This window comes from Thermus islandicus DSM 21543, from assembly GCF_000421625.1.
GTDB classification, from domain to species: domain Bacteria; phylum Deinococcota; class Deinococci; order Deinococcales; family Thermaceae; genus Thermus; species Thermus islandicus.
Genome location: NZ_ATXJ01000006.1, coordinates 77,689 through 95,963, shown reverse-complemented (window position 1 = coordinate 95,963; position 18,275 = coordinate 77,689). Strand labels below are relative to the sequence as shown.

Below are 18,275 nucleotides of genomic sequence, written 5' to 3'. Positions count from 1 at the left end.
TCAGCCCCCGTGCTCCCGGAGCAGGGGAGGGAGGAAGTGGAGGACCACCTGGAAGTAGATGAGGAGCCCGGTCACGTCCATGATGACCGCGATGAAGGGGGAGCTGGTGAGGGCCGGGTCCACGCCCAGACGGCGGAAGAGGAAGGGGAGGCTCGCCCCGATGAGGTTGGCGGTGAAGGCCACGAGGACCATGGCGAGCCCCACGGCCACCGCCAGGACGGGGTCGTGGCGCAGGGTGGCCACCCTGAGCCACATGAACCCTCCCATGGCCAGCCCCAGCAGGAGTCCCACCAAAAGCTCCTTAAGGAGGACCCGCCCGAAGTCCCTAAGGTCTAGCTCCCGCATGCCCAGGGCGCGGACCACGAGGGTGGTGACCTGGCTCCCCACATTCCCTCCCGTGCCGATGATGAGGGGAAAGTAGGCGGCCAGGATGGCCACCTTGGCGATGAGGTCCTCGTAGGCGGCGATCACGTTGGAGGTCAGGCTTTCCGAGACGAAGAGAAGGGAAAGCCACCCGATCCTCTTCCGGAAGAGCTCCCATGGCCGGGCCCGGGCGTAGTCCACGTCCGCAGGGGCGGCGGCCAGCTTGTGGATGTCCTCCGTGGCCTCCTCCTCCAGGACGTCCACCACATCGTCAATGGTGACGATGCCCACAAGCCGCCCCTCCTCGTCCACCACCGGCAAGACGGTAAAGTCGTAGTCGGCCATGAGGCGGGCTACCTCCTCTTGGTCCGTATCGGTGCGCACGTGGACCACCCTGGGGTTCATGATCTCGGCCACCTTGGTCTTAGGGTCGGCCACGATGAGGTCTCTTAGGGAGAGCACCCCCTTGAGGTGGCCCGCCTCGTCCACCACGTAGAGGTAGTAGATGGTCTCGGCATCGGGAGCGGCCCGGCGCAGGAAGCGGAGGACCTCGTCCACGGTCATGGAGGCCCGCACCGCCACATACTCCGGGGTCATGAGCCCCCCAGCCTCGTCCTCCTCGTACCGGGTGAGCTCCTCCACCTCGGCCCGGGTCTTGGGGTCCAAGGCCTCCTTGAGCCTTCGCGCCAGGGCGGGGTCTTCCTCCTCTACCGCCTGCAGGGCGTCCGCCAGGTCGTCTAGGGAGAGCTCCTCCAAGAGCTCCTGCACCCGCCAGGGGGGGAGGGTCTTCAGGTACTCCGCCTGGGCTTCCGGGGGGAGGTTGGCGAAGACCTCCGCCGCCTTCTCCTTGGGGAGAAGGGTGAGGAGGACGTAGCGGTGCTCCCCCTCGAGGTCGTCCCAAAGCAGGAGGAGGTCCTGGGGGTGGGCCTCCTCCAGAAGGCGCCTCAGGGCCAGGGTATCGCCCTCTTCCAGGGCCTCTAGGATGGGGGAACGTTTGGTGTCCACGGGCGGCCTCCTTTCTCCCCGAAGGCCGCCCGCGGGCGGCCTTCAAGGCCTGGAACCGGAACTCGAGGGCAAGGCCTCGCGCATACCTTCTCCAGGCTAGGAGGGCCCGGGGCCCCTGTCAACCCGGAATAGGGCTGGCTAAACGTATCGGAAAAATTGCGCTTGACATGCGCAAGGCCCCTCGTCTATCCTGGGGCGCGGCCTTGGGGGCCGGGGAAGATGTTTGAGCGCTTGTCGGCCAGATTACGGGAAGCGGTGGAGCGCCTGCGCGGGCGGGGGCGGATCACCGAGGAGGACCTCGAGGCGACCCTGCGGGAGATCCGCCGGGCCCTCTTGGCGGCCGACGTCCACCTGGAGGTGGCCCGGGCCTTCGTGGAGGAGGTGCGGCAAAGGGCCCTGGGGCAAAAGGTGCTGGAGAGCCTCACCCCGGCGGAAATCGTCCTGGCCACGGTCTACGAGGCCCTCAAGGAGGCCTTGGGCGGGGAGCCCCGGCTTCCCGTGCTCAAGGACCGGAACCTGTGGTTCCTGGTAGGCCTCCAAGGCTCGGGGAAGACCACCACCGCCGCCAAGCTCGCCCTCTACTACAAGGCCAAGGGGAGGCGCCCCCTGCTGGTGGCCGCCGATACCCAGCGCCCGGCCGCCCGGGAGCAGCTCGCCCTTTTGGGGGCGAAGGTGGGCGTGCCGGTCCTGGAGGTGGGGGATGGGGAGGCTCCGGAGTCCATCCGCCGCCGGGTGGAGGAGAGGGCCAGGCAGGAGGTACGGGACCTGATCCTGGTGGACACCGCAGGCCGCCTGCAGGTGGACGAGCCCCTCATGGAGGAGCTCGCCCGCCTCAAGGAGGCCCTGAACCCCGAGGAGGTCCTCCTGGTCCTGGACGCCATGACCGGGCAGGAGGCCCTTGCCGTGGCCCAGGCCTTTGACGCCCGGGTGGGGGTCACCGGCCTCATCCTCACCAAGCTGGACGGCGACGCTCGGGGCGGGGCGGCCCTCTCCGCCCGGCGGGTTACGGGCAGGCCCATCTACTTCGCGGGCGTTTCCGAGAAGCCCGAGGGCCTCGAGCCCTTCTACCCCGACCGCCTGGCGGGCCGCATCCTGGGCATGGGGGACCTGGCCTCCCTGGCCGAGCGGGTGCGGGAGGCGGGCCTCGAGGCCGAAGCCCCCAAGCCCGCCAAGGAGATCACCCTGGAGGACTTCCTCCGCCAGCTCCAGGGCCTCAAGCGGATGGGCCCTTTGACCGAGGTCCTGTCCCTGATGCCGGGGGCGGCGCGGGTCCTCCCCCCGGGCGCGGGGGTGGACGAGAAGGCCTTGAGGCGCCTCGAGGCCATCGTCCTCTCCATGACCCCGGAGGAGCGGAAGGATCCCAGGGTCCTGAACGCCTCCCGCAGGCGGCGCATCGCCCGGGGGAGCGGGACCACGGTCCAGGAGGTGAACCGGTTGGTCAAGGCCTTTGAGGAAACCAAGGCCCTGATGAAGTCCCTGGAGAGGAGGAAGCCCCGGGGGCTCATGGGAATGTTCCGGAGGTAAAGGAAGCATGGTGAAGATCAGGCTCTCTCGGTTCGGCTCCAAGCACAACCCCCACTACCGCATCGTGGTGACCGACAGCCGCAGGAAGCGGGACGGGGCCTACATTGAGAAGATCGGCTACTACGACCCCCGCAAGACCACCCCAGACTGGCTGAAGGTGGACGTGGAGCGGGCCAAGCACTGGCTCGCCCTGGGGGCCCAGCCCACGGACACGGCCAGGAGGCTTCTCCGGCAGGCGGGGGTGTTCCGGCAGGAGGGCTAGGCACCCGGAGCCCAAGCAAGGCGGCGCCCGGGGAGCCCCCCGGGCGCCCTGCCCTTGGTCCCTAGAACATGGGCCCGATGCGGAAGTGCAGCCTTCCCGTGGGGCTTTCGGGGCTGAAGGCGTAGTCCAGACGGAGGGAGGGAAGGAGGGCCCCGAAGACGTCCAGGTCCAGCTGGAAGCCGATCCCCGCCCCCCACTTCACCCCCGCGGTGTTGTCGGCGAGGCCCAGGTCCAGGAAGGCGATGCCGTAGAGGTTGGTCCCCCCTTGGGGGGAGAGGCGGAAGTCGTAGCGGTACTCCACGCTCCCCGTGGCGAAGGAAAGGCCCCCGTACTTGCGGTCCTCGTACCCCCTTAGGAGCAGGGCCTCGGACCCGCCCCCGGAGAGGAAGAAGCGCTCGCTCTCGGGGGGGAAGCCCAGGAGGGTTCCGGCGGAGAGGCGGAAGGCCAGGGCCTGGCGCCTCTCCGGGTCCAGGCCGAGGTAGGTCTTGCCCGTGGCCACCAGGGGGACGAAGAAGCTCCGCCCTCCCGCGTCGGGGAGGGAGAGGCCAAGGCCGGTGGTGAGGCTTGCCTCGTAGCCCTGGGTGCGGAAGCGGGGGTCGTCCACGTCCAGGTAGGTGGCCCCGGTGTCCAGGCGGAGGGTCCAGCCCGGAGCGGGAAGCAGGCTCTTCACGTAGGCGGGGTCCTTGTAGGTTTGGGAACCTGGGGGGTCGCAGGGGCGGGTGGCGTCTTGGCCCGTGGCGTCGCAGGGGGCTTTGGGGTCGTAGATCTCTAGGGCAAAGGTTGACCTCCGGGCGGAAAGGCCGAGGCTGAGCCTCAGGTTGTCCAGGTCCTTGGAAAAGGGACGGGAGAGGCTCAAGCTTCCCCCCGTGCGCCTCTCGGTGTACTCCCAGCCCGTGTCGGTGGCGCCCTGCAGGAGCTTGTTGTTGCCGATGGGCGTGGAAAAGACCCCGAAGGAGAGGCTGGTGCGCACCTCCTTGAGGTCCAGGTAGTCCAGGTAGAGCCAGGGGATGGTGTAGCTAGCGGAGAAGGAGAGGTTGTCCCGGGCCTCGTTCTGCACGAAGGACAGGTCCAGGCTCGCCTGGTGGGCCAGGCCGAAGAGGTTGCCTTCCTTGAAGGAGAGGGTTCCCGACCAGCCCTCCAGGGAGCTCCAGCCGATGGCGGGCTGGAAAAGCCCCGTCCTCGCCTCCTTCAGGCCCAGGACCACAATGGCCTGGTCGGGGGACCCTCCGGGGGCCAAGGAGACCCGGGGGGGCTCGGCCAGGAGCCCGGTGGCGAGGAGACGGGCGATGGCCTTGCGGAGCTCTGGGACGCTGAAGAGGCTTCCCGGCCGGGGAAGCTCCCTGAGGATCACCTCCTCCCGGGTGCGGTGGTCCCCCTGCCACTCCAGGCGGTAACCCCCGATCTTGAGCTCCACCAACTCCAGCCGATAGACCCCGTCTTGGAACCCATAGCGCACGTCGGAAAGCTGAAGGCCCTTCTCCTGGTAGAAGAGGGCGATGCGGCGGGCGTCTTCCTGGGCAAGGGCCGGGGTGTAGAACTCCCCCGGCTTCAGCCGGAGGAGGGCGAGGAGGGTTTCTTGGGGGAAGGCGGTGTTCCCGGAAAGCTCTACCCGCGCGATCCTTCCCCCCTCGGGGCCGGCCTCGAGGCGGACCACCACCCCCTCCCCCTCCGGCACGAGGGTAAAGTTCACCACCCGGGAGAGCGCCTTGGAGAGGGCCTGCACCCCCTCGAGGAGCCGGGGGTAGTGGAGGAAGTCCCCCGCCTTCAGGGGAAAGCCCGCGAGGGGGAGCCCTTCTCCCTCCACCCGCACCACCTTGACCTCCCGCACCCGCACGGTGAGGACCCCGTCCTCCAAGGTGGAGGCCTCGGGGTCGGGGCCGCTAAAGCGGTAGCCCGCCTCCTCGTAGCGGCCCGCTATGGCCTTCAGGGCCTCCTGGTACTTGGCGAAGTCAAAGGGGCCGGTGAGGGGCTTAAGGAGCTTGAGGAGGTCCTCCTCGGGGAGGAGGGTGGCTCCCTGGAGGCGCACCTCCTTGACCTCGGGGGCCTCCGCCACCCGGAAGGTCAGGGCCATCCGCCCCCCCACCTCCTTGGCCTCCACCTCCACCTTGGGGGCAAAGGGGAAGCCGTTTTGGCGGTAGGCCCGGGAGAGGCCCTGGGCGGCCTCCTGGGCCCTTAGGGGGTTGTAGGTGGCCTCCTTGCCAATGGCGTAGTTCTCCTCCAGAAAACGCAGGAGGTTCTCCTCGGGGAAGGCCTTGGTTTCCACCCTCACCTCGGCGATGGGAGGATAGGGGGTGAGGACCACCTTGAGGACGTCCCCCTCCAGGAAAAGCCGGACCTCGCGAAAGTAGCCGGTTTCCAGGATGGCCTTCCTCGCGGCCTCGAGGTCGCCAGGCTCGTCCCCCTCCCCAAAGGGGAGGGCGGCCCGGGCCAGGGCCTGGAGGACCGGGTCCCCGCCCTCCACCACCACCTGGCGGATGGGGGCGGCGAGGGCCAGCGCGCCGAACAGGAAAAGGGCCAATAGGCGCCTCATGGCGAAAAGCATACCGGGAAGGGGTGAAGGGGCGGTGAGAGTAGAATCTAGGACATGGGCGTCTACGAGAGGATCCAGGAGGCGGTGGCCTATATCCGCGCTCAGACGGACTTCACCCCCGAGGTGGGGCTCGTCCTGGGCTCGGGGCTCGGGCCCTTGGCCGAGGAGGTGGAAAGGGTGGCGGCGATCCCTTACGGCGAGATCCCCCACTTTCCCCTTTCCACCGCTCCCGGGCACGCGGGGAGGCTGGTCCTGGGGAGGCTAGAGGGGAAGCGGGTCTTGGTCTACCAGGGCCGGGTCCACTACTACGAGGGCTACTCCGCGGAGGAGGTGGTCTTCCCCGTGCGGGTGGGCTTCTTCCTGGGGGCAAGGACCTTCCTCCTCACCTCAGCGGCCGGGGGGCTCAACCCCCGCTTCCGGGCCGGGGGGATCATGCTCCACCTGGACTACCTGAACCCCTCGGGGGTGAACCCCCTGCGGGGCCCCAACGACGAGCGCCTGGGCCCCCGCTTCCCGGTGATGTTCGGGGCCTACGACCCCGGGCTCGTGGAGCTCGCCCGTAAGGTGGCCCGGGCGCAGGACCTCCACCTCTTTGAAGGAGTGTACGCCTGGTTTTTGGGGCCCTCCTTTGCCAGCCGCGCCGAGCTCAAGATGCTCAGGGAGCTCGGGGCGGACGCCATCGGCATGTCCACGGTGCCCGAGGTCATCGCCCTCCGCCACCTGGGGGCCCGGGTCCTGGGGCTTTCCACCATCACGGACATGGCCGTGCCCGAGCGGGAGCACCACGCCACGGAGGAGGAGGTGCTCCGGGTGGCGGCCGAAACGGGTCCTGTCTTCCGCCGCCTGGTGCGGGGGATTCTCGCTGCGCTCTAGATGGGGCTTCCCGAGGTCCTGGAGGGCATAGAACGGGCCTGCCGCCGCGCGGGGCGGCGCCCGGAGGAGGTCCGCCTGGTGGCGGTGACCAAGGGGCGTTCGGTGGAGGAGATCCAAGAAAAGGTCCTACGCTACGGGGCCTTCCCCTTGGGGGAAAGCCGGGTCCAGGAGGCCCTCAAGAAGATGGCGGCGCTGGAGGCCGAGTGGCACCTGGTGGGGCCTCTCCAGCGCAACAAGGCCAAGTTCGCCCCGAGGTTTGCCCTCGTCCACTCCCTGGACTCCCTGCGCCTGGCGGAGGCCCTGGAGCGGGTGGGCGCCCGGGAGGGGGTGCGGCTTAGGGTGCTCTTGGAGGTGAACCTCGGCCGGGAGCCCCAGAAGCACGGTTTTTTGGAGGAGGCGCTTCCCGAGGCCCTGGCCCGCGTGCGGGAGATGCCCCACCTCGAGGTCCTGGGCCTCATGACCGTGCCCCCTGTGGGCCCGGAGGGCCTGGTGCGGCCCATCTTCCGAAGGCTCAGTGAGCTCGCTGACCGCTATGGCCTTCCCGAGCGCTCCATGGGCATGTCCGAGGACTACCCCTGGGCGGTGGAGGAGGGGGCCACCCTGGTCCGGATTGGGCGGGCCCTTTTTGTAGACTAGGAGGCGCATGGACCTGACCCCTTTGGACGTGCGCTACCAGGAGTTCCCCACGGCCCTTCGCGGCTACCAGAAGGGGGCGGTGCGGGCCTACCTGGCCCAGGTGGCCGAGGTGATGGAGGGCCTCGTCCGGGAGAGCGAGGCCCTGAAGGAGCGGCTAAGGGCCCTGGAGGAGGAGAACGCCCGCCTCAAGGAGGCGGAGGGGGAGCTCAAGCGGGCGGTGGTGGCCGCAGAGAAGATCGCCCGCGAGCTCAAGGCCCAGGCGGAAAAGGAGGCGGAGCTCCTCCGCAGGGAGGCCCTGGCCGCCAAGGACCAGATCCTCCGCGAGGCCGCCGAGGAGCTTAGGCGCCTCAAGGAGGACATAGAGCGGGCCAAGCAGGAGAAGGCCCTCTTCCTCGGCCAGCTCAAGGCCCTTCTCCAAGGGTATCTGGAGGCGCTTGGGCGCTTGGAGTAATACCGCCCCCAAGCCCGCATGGGGGCCCCGAAGTCCTCGCCAGGAACCCAAAGCAAAGGGGATGAGGCCTAGGAGGGCTCGAGGTGCGGGGCGTGCCCTTTGGGGAAGGGCTTTAGGCCTAGGTAGAGCCAGAGGCGGTACAGAAGCTCCCGGAGCCGGTACCCCCAGGGGTAGCGCCCCGGGATGGGGTACCCCTCGGCCTCTAGCCCCAGGGTGCGGGCCAGGAAGAGGGCCCGGGGGAGGTGGGGTGCATCCGTCACCAGAAGGACCCTGCCCCTAAGGTGGGGCCTCAGGAAGAGGAGGTTTTCGTAGGTGCTCTGACTTCGGGTTTCGCAGAGGAGGGCCCTTTCCGGGACGCCCTGCGCGAGGAGGTAGCGGCAGCCCACCTCTCCCTCGCTCCACCGGTCCTTTGGGGCCTTCCCCCCGGCCACGGCGATCCGGGGGGCCATGCCCTTTCGGTAGAGGGAAAGGGCCGTTTCCAGGCGCCGCTCCAGGGCCGGGGAGGGCCTTCCCCCGTACTGGGCCGCTCCCAAGACCACGATCCAGGCGTAGCCCTCCTTGGCAAGGCCCCAGGAAAAGAGGAGAAGGAGCAGGAGAAGGCCGCGCACCCCTCCACTCTATCGGTAGGGAGTTTTTTGGTATACTGAGGGCGCATTGGAGAAGATCTTCGGCAAGACGGAGGGGCTCAAGAAGAGCGAGCTGAAGAGGCTTTCCAACCTGTACCGGAGGCGGGTCCCCAAGGAGCGGGTCCTGACCCCTGAGCTGGCCCAGACCCTGGCCTCCCTAAGCCAGGAGGTGGGCCGGCCCATCGCCCTCCTCCTGGACCGGGAGGGGAGGGTGGTGCGCGTGGGGGTGGGGGACGCCAAGGACCTCCCCATCCCCGAGGGGGCCAGGGGGGAGAGGCGGCTTTCCGGCTTCCGCCTCCTTCACACCCACCTTTCCCCCGGAGGGTTTTCCCGCCCCGACCTCTCCGTCCTCTTCCTGAACCGCCTGGACAACCTGGCGGCCCTCGAGGTGGAAGGGGGGCGGCCCGCCACCCTGCACCTCGCCTTCCTCTCCCCCCCGAGGGGGGAGGGGGACTGGCGGGTCCTCCCGCCCCGGCCCTACTTCCACTACCTGGAGCTGGACCTCCGGGCGGAGGTGGAGGCCCTGGAGGAGGAGCTGGCCCGCCAGGCCCGGGTCCGGGAGCTTGTGGACGGGAGCGGGGAAAGGGCCCTCCTGGTGGGGGTGGACCGGGGAGAGGGCCCCGAGGCGGAGGCGGCCCTAGAGGAATTGGCCGAGCTCACCCGGACCGCAGGGGGCGTGCCCGTGAGGCGGGTCCTGGTCTTCCGCCCCCACCTGGACCCCAAGTACCTGGTGGGCCTGGGGAAGCTGGAGGAGCTGAAGAGCCTCGCCTACCACGAGAACGCCTCCACCCTCATCTTCGGCCTGGAGCTCTCCCCCGCCCAGGCCCGGGAGATTGAGCGGGCCACGGGGCTTAAGGTCCTGGACCGGACCCAGCTCATCCTGGACATCTTCGCCCTCCACGCCAAGACCCCGGAGGCCCAGGCCCAGGTGGAGCTGGCCCAGCTCAGGTACCTCCTCCCCCGTCTGGTGGGGAAGGGGAAGGAGATGAGCCGCCTGGGGGGCGGAATCGGCACCCGGGGGCCGGGGGAGACCAAGCTGGAGGTGGACCGGAGGCGCCTCCAGGAGCGTATTGTCTACCTCGCCCGCAGGCTGGAGGACTACGCCAAAAGGCGCGAGGAGGCGAGGCGGCAGAGGAAACGCCGGGGGGTGCCCCTCATCGCCGTGGTGGGCTACACCAACGCCGGCAAGACCACCCTTCTCCAGGCCCTGGCCCGGGGTGGGGAGCCGGGGGAGGACAAGCTCTTCGCCACCCTGCGGCCCCTCACCCGCAGGGGGTTCCTCCCCGGGGTGGGGGAGGTGCTCTTTACCGACACCGTGGGCTTTATCCGCCGCATGCCCGAGGAGCTCCTCACCGCCTTCCGGGCCACCCTCGAGGAGGTGCGGGAGGCGGACCTTCTGGTCCACGTCCTGGACGCCTCGGAGGAGGGGGCCCTGGGGCGGTACCGGGTGGTGGAGGAGCTCCTCAAGGGGCTTGGGGTGGAGGCTCCAAGGGTCCTGGCCCTCTCCAAGGCCGACCGGGCGGCCCCCTACGATCTCCTCTTTCTGCGGGAGAGGCTCGGCGGGGTGCCGGTGTCGGCCCTCAAGGGAACGGGGCTTAAGGAGCTCAAGGAGACCCTGGCGGAGGCCCTCCTAAAAGAGGGCGTCCGGCCCCAGGCCTGGGCTCAGTACACGTAGAAGCCTTTTAGCCCCGCCTCCTCCGCCCACACCGTCTCCACCTCCTCCACCCGGGCGAGGCGGGGTCCCTGCCTCAGGTGGTGGAGGAAGGCCTCGAGGGCCTCCCGGGGGCCCTCGGCCACCACCTCCACCCGGCCGTCGGGGAGGTTCTCGGCGTAGCCGGAAAGCCCGAGCTCCAGGGCCTTCTTCTGGGCGAAGGCCCGGTACCCTACCCCTTGCACCCTTCCCCGAACTAAGGCCACAAGGCGCGGCATGGGGCCATTTTAGCCCCCTTGCCACGCGGTTTTCATCTCCCTTGCCTATGCTTAGGGGGATGCGGTGGGGAGGCGGTGTTCTCCTTGGGCTTCTCCTCCTCCTGGGTCTTTTGGCCTGGCCCCCCCTCCTCCGGGAGGCGGTGGACCGGGCCCTGCCCCTCCTGGGCCTAGAGGGGCGGGTGGGGGCGGTTTCCGGCCACCTTCTGTTGGGCCTTCGCCTGCGGGGGGTGGCCCTTAAGGGGGAAGGCCTAACGCTCCATGCGGAGGAGGTGGCCCTCACCTACGACTTCCTGGGCCTCCTTAGGAGGGAGCTTCCCCTCTCCCTCACCCTGCGGAAGGCCACCCTCCGCCCCACCTGGGAGGCCCTCCTCCCCGAGAAGCCGGCTCCTCCCCCCGCCCTGCGGGTGGTTTTCCGCTCCTTGCGGCTTGAGGAGGTGGAGGTGGTCCTTCCCCGGGGGCAGCGCCTCTTCCTCCCCCCGCTCCGCCTCACCCTCCTTGGGGAGAACCCCTACCGCTTTGTTGCCCGCCTTCCCGGGGGAAGCTTCCTGGGGGAGGCCCGGGCCCTTTCCCGGGACCTCGCCTCCTGGGAGGTAGCCTTCAGGGGGGAGGTGCGGGGGCTCGCCTTCTTCTACCCGGGCCTTGAGGGCGGGCACCTCCGGGGCGCCTTGCACGTGGGGCCTTCGGGCCTAGAGGGCCAGGCCCGGCTGGAAGGGGGGGCGGTGGAGGTGGTGGGCTTCCCCCTCACGGGGGTCCAGGGGGAAATCGCCCTTGGGGGGGGGCGGGTGGAGGCCCGCCTCCGGGGACGGGGCCTCGAGGGGCCTCTGGAGGCCCGGGTTCAGGTGGACCTGAAGGCCCCCCGCTACCGCTTCCAGGTGGAGGGCCGCCCCGGGCTTCCCGCCTTGGCCCGCCACTTCGGCCTCACCCTGCCCGTGCAGGGGGACGGGCGCCTGGTTCTTTGGGGCGAGGGATGGGAGGCCTTGCGGCTTTCGGGGGCCTTCCAGGGGGAGGGGCGCCTCCTGGGCGAGCCCTTCCGCCACCGGGGCAGGCTTTCCTTTGACCGGGTCTTCCGCCTGGAGGCGGAGGCAAAGGGAGCCCTCTTTGACCGTACCTACGCCCTGGGGGTGGCCCTCGAGGGGGGGCGGTACCAGGTCCGCTACCGGGACGACCGGGGAAGCGCCCTCGCCCTCTTGGGGCAGGGGTCCCGCTACCAGGGCGCGGGGCGGGCCGCCTGGCCCAGGCCCTTGGAGGGCATGGCCGAGGTGCGCTTCTTCGGGGAGGGGAGCCGCTACCGCGTGGCGGTGGAAGGCCCAGGAGCCCGCCTTCCCCTCTTTCCCCCCCTGGAGCTCTCCGGGGAGGTGACGGGCGAGGGGGGAAGGGTGGAAGGAAGGGTGGGGCCGGTCCGCCTGGCGGGCACCTGGGCCGACCTCGCCCTCCGGCTGGAGCCCACCCCCCTGAGGGTGGGCCAACTGGAGGGGGAGGGGCGGGTGCGGGGGGGGAGGCTCCTTCTGGACCTCCGCTACGCCTCCCCCTACACCGCCTTCCCCCTGCGGGTGCGGCAGGGGGAGGGGGGCTTCCTCCTGGAAAGCCCCTACGGACGGGGGAGCTACCGGAAGGGGGTCTTCGCCCTCCGCCTCCAGGGGCTTCCCGTGCGCCTCCTGGAAGAAATGCACCTCTTTGGGGAGGCGGTCTACCGGGAAGGGGCGCTCTCGGGCGCCCTGCGCCTCTCCGGGCGGTACCTGGAGATAAGGGCCGGGCTTCGGGGCCTGGGGGCGGACCTGGAGGGGCGGCTTTCCACCCCCCTGGGCGCCCTCCCCCTCTCGGGGGCCTATGACCCCGAGGCCGGGCTTCGCCTGCGGGCGGGGGGGCTCGCTTTGGTCTACCGGGAGGGGGTAAGCCTTAAGGGGGAGGCCGCCCTCGGGCCCTTGCGGGTGGCGGCGGACCTGGCCTACGGGGAGGGGTTTTCCGGCACTGCCCTCCTCAAAGGTCCCTGGGGCCTCGAGGGGAGGCTTTGGGGGAAGGGAAGGCGGCTTTTCCTCCGGCTTACAGGCCCCGTAGAAGGGGAGGGGGAGGTCTACCCCGAACTTGGCCTCTCGGGCAGGCTGCTTCCCCCCTGGCCCGAGGGGTTCTCGGCCCCGCCCCTGGCCTTCCGGCTCACCCGGGAGGCCCTAGAGCTTCCCGGGGTGGGGCGGGTGCGCCTCTTTGGGGGCTACCCCTTCCTCCTGGACCTCCCCTTCCGCTACCGGGGGGTGGAGGGGAGGCTTTCCGCCCAGGGGGACCTGGAAGGAGGGCGGGTGCGGCTTTCCACCCCCCTGGGGGAGCTCCGGGGGGAGGGGGCCTGGCGGGCCCTGGCCCTCAAGGGGAAGGGGAGCCTCGCGGCCCTGGGCCCCTGGACCCTGAGGGGGAGGGCGGACCTCCTTGCCCTCGCCTACCGGGGCGAGGCCGCCTTGCCCCGGGCGGGCCTCCTCATGGAGCTATCTGGGAAGGGAAAGGCCTTGCGCTTTACGGGGCAGGCGCCGGGCCTCCTCCTCTTTGGGGGGTACGGGGAGGGGCTCGCCCTGCGCCTTTCCGCCCGGGGGTACGACCTTGCCCCCTTCGGGCTTCCCGCAAGGCTTTGGGGCGGCTGGGGCCTCGAGGGGGGGAGGCTCTGGGTGGAGACCCCTTACGGCCAGGCGGTCCTGGAAGGCAAGGAGCTCCTCCGGGCGCGCCTTCTCCTGGCGGGCCCCTACCTGGAGGGGAAGGGGGAGGCCTCCCTAAAGGGGCTTTCCCTCCGCCTTTTGGCGCACTACCGGGCGGGCGGGGTGGCCCTGGAGGCGGAGGGGGAAGGGGGTGGCCCCTGGGGCGCCCTACGCTTCCTTGTGGCGGGGGAGGCCCGGGCGCCCCTCCTCAACCCCGTCCCCTTCCGGGGGGCGGTGGAGGTGGAGAGAGGGGTCCGCTACCGCCTGGAAGGCCCGGTGGCCCTCTTTGGGGAAGGGGCCCGGTACCAGGGGGAGTTCCGCCTCCCCTTTGCCCTCCTGGGCAAGGAAGGGGAGGTCTGGGGCCAGTTCCGAGGGGAGGGGCTCCGCCTGGAGGGCGCGGGGGAGGGGGTCTACGGGGGGCTTCCCTTCGCCTTCCGGGGAGGCTATGGGGAGGGGCCCTTCCTGGAGGTCCGCTACGCCGGGGGGGAGGCGGAGTTCGCGAAGTCCAGGCTGCACCTCGCCCTGGAGGAGGTGGCCCCCCTGGCCCGGGTCTTGGGCCTCGGCCTTTCCGGGGCTGCGCGGGGCCAGGTGGACCTCGCAGGGGAGGGGGAAGGGGAGGCTAGGCTCCTCCTCTCGGGGGAGCCCCTGGAGGCCCGCTACCGCGGCACCACCCTGGAGGTGCGCCTCCCCCGCAGGGAGGCAGGCCTTGCCTGGGACTGGCGCGAAGGCGGGCTCAAGGGCCTCCTCGGGCTTTCCGGGGAGGGGCGGCTCCTCTGGGGGCGGGAGGCCTCGGGGCGGTTCGCCTACCGGGGGGCGGCCCTGGCCTTCGCAGGGCCCTGGGAGGCCGTGGCCCTGGAGGGCCGCTACGCGCAGGAGGGCTTGGGGACCACCTCGGTCCAGGCCCTCCTGGACCTAAAGGCCCTGCGGGGCGAGGGGGAGGTGCGCCACGCCTCGGCCTACGCTTTGGGAGAGGGGCGCTTCCGCTTTGCGGGAAGCCGCTACCAGCTTGAGGGGCACCTGCGGAGCCTCGCCTACCTGGAGCAGGAGGGGCCTTTCCGCCTTGCGGGGGAGGGGCTGAAGGCGGCGCTTTCCTGGGAGGCCCCCCTGGCCCTCCGGGCGGCCTACGGGGAAGGCCTCGCCCTGGCCCTCCAGGGCGAGGGGGAGGTTAGGGGCGTGAGGGTGCGGGCGGACCTGGCCTACGGCCCCGGGGGGTACCGGGGGAGGCTTTGGGCCTCGGGCCGGGGCCTCCTTCTGGAGGGGGAGGGGGCAGGGGCGCTCTTCCTTAGGCTGTCGGGGGAGGGGCTTCGGGCGGAGGCTAGGCTCCGGGGCCTCGCCCTGGAGGGCGAGGGCTCCTTCGCCCGCGCCCTCGGCCAGGCCCGCCTCGAGGCCGCCTTCCGCTTCCAGGGCCTCCTTCCCCACCTGGAGGCCGAGGGAGAGGGCAGGGTTGCCGGCGCGGGAGAGGGGATTCCCTTCCGCTTCGCCTACCGCTTTCGGGGCGGGGCGTCGGCTTGGGAGGGGCTTTCCCTTCGGGCGGAGGCGGATGGGGTGAACCTGGCCTTGGAGGCGGGAGGGCTTTCCCTGAAGGTGGACCGGGACCTCGCGCCCTTCGGGGTGCCCCTGCGCCTAAAAGCCCAGGGAGAAGGTCCCCTGGAGGCCCCCATCGCCCTGGCCCTGGAGGGGAAGGAGGGGGCGCTTAAGGGGCGGGCCTGGCCCCTATCCCTGCGGGCGGCGCTTGAGGGGGAGGTCTTGGGGGAGCGGGTGGCGGTGAACGTGGCCGGGTACGGGGAGGGGCTCCTTGTCCGCTTCTTGGGTCCGCACCTGTTCGGGGAGGCCCGGTACGGGAAGGGGCTTTCGGGGCGCCTTGCCCTCCGCTACCCTCTCCTCGAGGGGGCCCTGGGGGGCGAGGTGGACCTGGGGGCGGGGCGGTTCCGGCTCTTCGGGGAAGGGCCCTGGGAGGGGGCGTGGACCGGGGGGTTCTGCCTGCCCGAGCCCCTTGGGGCCTGTTCGGGGCTTGCCCTGGAGGCCTCGGGGCGCCTCGCCTACCGGGGGGTGGCCCTGGAGGGGCGCTACCGCTACGACGGGGCGGAGGTGAGGGGCGAGGGGAGGCTTGCCACCCCCTATGGGGCCCTGAGGCTCCTGGGGCGGGGCTTAGGCCTGGACCTCGAGGGGGAGGGCCTGCCCCTTAGGGGGCGGCTGGACCTCCAGCCCTTCCGCCTGGCCTACCGGTACGCGGGGGCCCTCCCTTTGGGCCTGGGGGAGCTTCGGGCCGAGGGGGTCTACCCGGGGGCCTGGCTTTTGGGGACGTACCGCTACGGGGAGGTGGCCTTGGCCCTAGAGGGGCTTCCGGGGTTCCGGGTGGGCCTCCGTGGGGGGGGGGTGAGGGGGGGGGTGGGGCCGGAGGGGGTTTCCCTGGCCCTCGAGGGGTTCCGCTACGGGCCCCTGCGGCTTTCCGGACGGGCGGAGGGGCCCTTTTCCCGGGTGGGCCTGGACCTCGTCCTGGCCGCCTTCGGGCGGGAGGCCAGGGCGGTGGGGGGCTTGGGGGAGGCGGGGCTTTCCCTGGCGTTTTCGGGGGACCTGGAGGGACAGGTGGCCTGGAAGGAGGCCTGGTCGGGACGGGTGGCCTTCCGGGAGGGGTGGGTGGCCCTCTCGGGGCGGGGGGTGCCGGAGCTTCAGGGGGAGGTCCTGGGGGAGGGGGTGCGCCTCCGCTGGCCCCGGCTGGAGGTGGGGGGGCTACGGGTGGACCTGGCGGCGCGGAAGGCCGAGGGCGAGGCGCGCCTCCTTGCCCCCCTGGTCCCGGGAGGGGTGGAGGCCCAGGGGGAGGGGGGGGCGCTCTTCCTCGCCTACCGGGTCCCAGGCCTCGGGCTTCCCCTGGAGGGAAGGGTGGACCTTTGGGCCTGGAGCCTCTCCCTTACCAGCCCGGAGGGGGAGGGGGCGCTCCGCTACGCCGGGGGAAGGGTGGAGGGGAGGCTCGCCCTCCGCCCCTTCGGCCTCCCCCTGGTCCTGGAGGGGGAGGGGAGCCGGGTGGCCTTTTGGGGGACGCACCCCGCCTCCCCCTGGTGGGCGGCGGGAGAAGGCCGGCTGGAGGGGGAGGTGGACCTCCAGGGGGGCTACCGCTTAGGCTACCGGGCGGGTCCCCAGGCCCTCACCCTCACGGGGCGGCTTGGGGAGGCGTTTTTGGCGGCGGAGGGCCCCTACCTTTCGGGGCGGTTGGCCTACCCCGGAGGGGGGGACCTGGCGGTGGACCTGCCCCTTCCTCCCCTGGACAGCCGCTTCCGGGGGCGGATCTTCGGCGCCTACCGGGTGGAGGGCCTCCTGGAAGGGGGGGTGGGCCGGATCCAGGTGGCGGGGCGGCTTTTCCCCTTGGAGGGCGAGCTTTCGCTGCAGGAGGCCGCATTGGAGGACTTCCTCGCCCGGTACGCCCCCTACCTGAAGGGGCGGGTTTCGGGGAGGCTCGCCTTCAAGGGGCCCAGGGCCGAGGGGAGCCTCTTTGGAAGGGTGGAGGTGGCGGGGACGGTCCTCCCTCTCGCCTTCTTTGGGGAGGCCGCTCCCGGGCGTGTGCGGGGGGAGGGGCGGCTTGGGGAGAGCGGCTTTAGGGTGGACCTAGAGGGGGAGAGGCTGGAGCTTGCCGCCTCGCCCCGGGGCTTTCCCCTCCACCTCCTCCTGCAGGCGGTGGCGGGGCCCCTCGAGGGGGAGGCGTACTGGACGGGCCAGGTCCACCTGCGCCTGCCCCTGGCCGACCCGGGGCGGGGGGAGGGGGCTCTCTTGGGGGAGAACCTCGTCTTCCGGGGGGGCGGGGACGAGCTGAAGGGGAAGGCCGTCCTCCGCTACCGGCGGGGGCGGCTGGACGTGGACTACCTCCGGCTTTCCGGCCGGGGCCTGTGGGAGGGGCGGGGGTACTGGAGCCCCGAGGGGAGCGACCTCTACCTGAGCCTCAAGGACACGGTCTTCACCCCGGTCCTCCGGGTCATCCCCGCCCTCAAGGCCTACCGGCCCGAGGGCTCGGGGACCCTGGAGGTGCGGCTTCAAAAAGGGGGGTTCCAGATCGCCTTCGGGGACTTCCGCTTCCGCCTGGGGCCGGTGGCGGGGTACCTGCCCCGGGGCCTCCTTTCCCTGGACGGCGGGGCCAGGGCCGAGGGGGAGCTGGCCCTCACCGCCCCCTTCCCCGGTCGGGCGAGGCTCGGCCTGGAGGGTGGCCTCGAGTCCTTCCGCGTGACCGCCAAGGGAACCCTCTCCCTCCCCGGCCTCAAGGAGGACACACCCCTCGAGGCCGCCTTCCGCTACCCCGCCGCCACCCTGGAGCTCCGCCTCGGGGGGTTGGAGGCCCAGGGCACCCTCTTTCCCCTCCGGCTTGCGGGCTACGGCAGGCTTCCCCTTGCCTATCCCCAGTACTACCTGGAGGAGGGGCTTTTGGACGTGAAGGGCTTCTTCCTCTACGAGGAGCGGGGCACCTACCACCTCACGGGAAACGCCGAAATCCTCAGGGCCCGCCTCGCCATCCCGGAGGCGGGGGCGCGGACGCTTTCCGGGGAAGGCCTGAAGGTGGCGGAGAAGCCGGCTCCCCTTCCCCTCGTCTTTGACGGGGTCCGCCTCTACGCCGAAAGGGGCGTCTTGGTCCAGGAAAGCCTGGCCCAGGGGGAGCTCAAGGGGGAGGTCTACCTGGGCGGGAGCTACCAGGATCCCTTCCTCACCGGGACGGTCCAGGCCCTCTGGGGGAATTTCCGCCTCTGGGACACCCTCTTTGCCCTGGACCCGGAGGGGAGCCTTCTCCGCTTTGCCCCCGACCGGGGCCTCCTGCCGGAGTTCGTCCTCAAGGCCCGGGGGGAGACCCGGGGGTACCGGGTCTTTCTGGAGGCCAGCGGGGCCTTCGTGCGCGAGGGGGGGCGGGTGAGGGTGCGCCTAACGCCCCACCTCACCGCCTCTCCCCCTCTCTCTGAGCCCGAGATCTACGCCCTACTGGCCCTGGGCACCCCCGACCCCGCCCGCCTGGCCGAGACCCTGCCCCAGACCGCCCTGGGAGCGGCCCTGGAGAACCTGGTCCTGGGCCAGCTGGAGCGGGAGGTGGGCCGGGCCCTGGGCCTGGACCGTTTCCAGGTCCAGGTGCCCGCCTTCCAGGGCGGGGCCCTGGAGGACACCCAGTTCTCCATCGGCAAGTACCTGAGCCCCGAGCTCTTCCTGGGCTACCAGGTGGACCTGCGGGGGGTCCAGACCTTCTCCGCCCAGTACCGCAGGGACGGCCTCACCTTCGCCCTCTCCTCCACCTTCCTGCCCGGGGACGGCCGGTTTTCCCGCTTCGCCCTCGCCTTGGGCTACGACGTCACCGAGGCCTTGGGCTTACGCCTCACCCTCGAGGCCAACGACGCGGTGCGCTTTGGTGTGGGTGCGGCCTACCGGTGGTAGCATG

The 18,275-nt window shown here is 71.2% G+C and carries 11 protein-coding genes; 7 read left to right on the top strand and 4 right to left on the bottom strand.

Annotated elements, in window-relative coordinates:
• Window positions 1-1,368 carry a magnesium transporter gene (mgtE, locus tag H531_RS0107645; RefSeq protein ID WP_022798769.1) on the bottom strand — a complete coding sequence of 456 codons (1,368 nt, stop codon included), beginning with the start codon at window positions 1,366-1,368 and terminating at the stop codon, window positions 1-3.
• A gap of 219 nt (window positions 1,369-1,587) precedes the next feature.
• Between mgtE and ffh the strand changes: the two genes are divergently transcribed.
• Both ffh and rpsP read left to right on the top strand, forming a co-directional pair.
• Complete coding sequence (gene ffh, locus H531_RS0107640; protein WP_022798768.1) at window positions 1,588-2,892, top strand: signal recognition particle protein; 1,305 nt, start codon at window positions 1,588-1,590, stop codon at window positions 2,890-2,892.
• A 7-nt stretch (window positions 2,893-2,899) separates the two neighbouring features.
• The gene (gene rpsP / locus H531_RS0107635; protein WP_022798767.1) at window positions 2,900-3,154 is read left to right on the top strand and encodes a 30S ribosomal protein S16; all 255 of its coding nucleotides are present in this window, start codon (window positions 2,900-2,902) and stop codon (window positions 3,152-3,154) included.
• Window positions 3,155-3,215: 61 nt separating this feature from the next.
• Here the strand turns inward: rpsP and H531_RS0107630 are convergent, their stop codons facing one another.
• A complete protein-coding gene (locus H531_RS0107630) occupies window positions 3,216-5,684 on the bottom strand; it encodes a BamA/OMP85 family outer membrane protein (RefSeq protein WP_022798766.1) in 2,469 nt (822 codons plus the stop codon).
• A gap of 54 nt (window positions 5,685-5,738) precedes the next feature.
• On the opposite strand from H531_RS0107630, the gene H531_RS0107625 reads away from it, so the two are divergent.
• Genes H531_RS0107625 through H531_RS0107615 form a run of 3 tightly spaced genes read left to right on the top strand, consistent with a single transcriptional unit; the run spans window position 5,739 to window position 7,644 of the window.
• On the top strand, window positions 5,739-6,557 hold the full coding sequence (locus H531_RS0107625) for a purine-nucleoside phosphorylase (protein WP_022798765.1): 819 nt from the start codon (window positions 5,739-5,741) through the stop codon (window positions 6,555-6,557).
• On the top strand, window positions 6,558-7,193 hold the full coding sequence (locus H531_RS0107620) for a YggS family pyridoxal phosphate-dependent enzyme (RefSeq protein ID WP_022798764.1): 636 nt from the start codon (window positions 6,558-6,560) through the stop codon (window positions 7,191-7,193). It abuts the gene before it with no gap.
• Between the two features lie 7 nt (window positions 7,194-7,200).
• Window positions 7,201-7,644 carry a DivIVA domain-containing protein gene (locus H531_RS0107615; RefSeq protein WP_022798763.1) on the top strand — a complete coding sequence of 148 codons (444 nt, stop codon included), beginning with the start codon at window positions 7,201-7,203 and terminating at the stop codon, window positions 7,642-7,644.
• 68 nt (window positions 7,645-7,712) lie between these two features.
• Here the strand turns inward: H531_RS0107615 and H531_RS12945 are convergent, their stop codons facing one another.
• Window positions 7,713-8,252, bottom strand: coding sequence for a YdcF family protein (locus H531_RS12945; RefSeq protein WP_033399296.1), 540 nt, complete (start codon window positions 8,250-8,252; stop codon window positions 7,713-7,715).
• A gap of 46 nt (window positions 8,253-8,298) precedes the next feature.
• Here H531_RS12945 and hflX point away from each other — a divergent pair, with 46 nt between their 5' ends.
• Window positions 8,299-9,945 carry a GTPase HflX gene (gene hflX, locus H531_RS0107605; RefSeq protein WP_022798762.1) on the top strand — a complete coding sequence of 549 codons (1,647 nt, stop codon included), beginning with the start codon at window positions 8,299-8,301 and terminating at the stop codon, window positions 9,943-9,945.
• Here hflX and H531_RS0107600 read toward each other — a convergent pair.
• Window positions 9,933-10,199: an acylphosphatase gene (locus H531_RS0107600; protein WP_022798761.1), complete on the bottom strand. Its 267-nt coding sequence runs from the start codon at window positions 10,197-10,199 to the stop codon at window positions 9,933-9,935. The two genes, hflX and H531_RS0107600, sit on opposite strands and share 13 nt — an antisense overlap.
• A 59-nt stretch (window positions 10,200-10,258) precedes the next feature.
• Here H531_RS0107600 and H531_RS0107595 point away from each other — a divergent pair, with 59 nt between their 5' ends.
• Complete coding sequence (locus H531_RS0107595; RefSeq protein WP_022798760.1) at window positions 10,259-18,271, top strand: translocation/assembly module TamB domain-containing protein; 8,013 nt, start codon at window positions 10,259-10,261, stop codon at window positions 18,269-18,271.
• The last annotated feature ends 4 nt before the right edge of the window (window positions 18,272-18,275 follow it).

Excerpts from the sequence above, each read along its gene's own strand:
- ffh (WP_022798768.1), top strand. The coding sequence starts at position 1,588 with ATGTTTGAGCGCTTGTCGGCCAGATTACGGGAAGCGGTGGAGCGCCTG.
- rpsP (WP_022798767.1), top strand. The coding sequence starts at position 2,900 with ATGGTGAAGATCAGGCTCTCTCGGTTCGGCTCCAAGCACAACCCCCAC.
- H531_RS0107630 (WP_022798766.1), bottom strand. The coding sequence starts at position 5,684 with ATGAGGCGCCTATTGGCCCTTTTCCTGTTCGGCGCGCTGGCCCTCGCC.
- H531_RS0107625 (WP_022798765.1), top strand. The coding sequence starts at position 5,739 with ATGGGCGTCTACGAGAGGATCCAGGAGGCGGTGGCCTATATCCGCGCT.
- H531_RS0107620 (WP_022798764.1), top strand. The coding sequence starts at position 6,558 with ATGGGGCTTCCCGAGGTCCTGGAGGGCATAGAACGGGCCTGCCGCCGC.
- H531_RS0107615 (WP_022798763.1), top strand. The coding sequence starts at position 7,201 with ATGGACCTGACCCCTTTGGACGTGCGCTACCAGGAGTTCCCCACGGCC.
- H531_RS0107600 (WP_022798761.1), bottom strand. The coding sequence starts at position 10,199 with ATGCCGCGCCTTGTGGCCTTAGTTCGGGGAAGGGTGCAAGGGGTAGGG.
- H531_RS0107595 (WP_022798760.1), top strand. The coding sequence starts at position 10,259 with ATGCGGTGGGGAGGCGGTGTTCTCCTTGGGCTTCTCCTCCTCCTGGGT.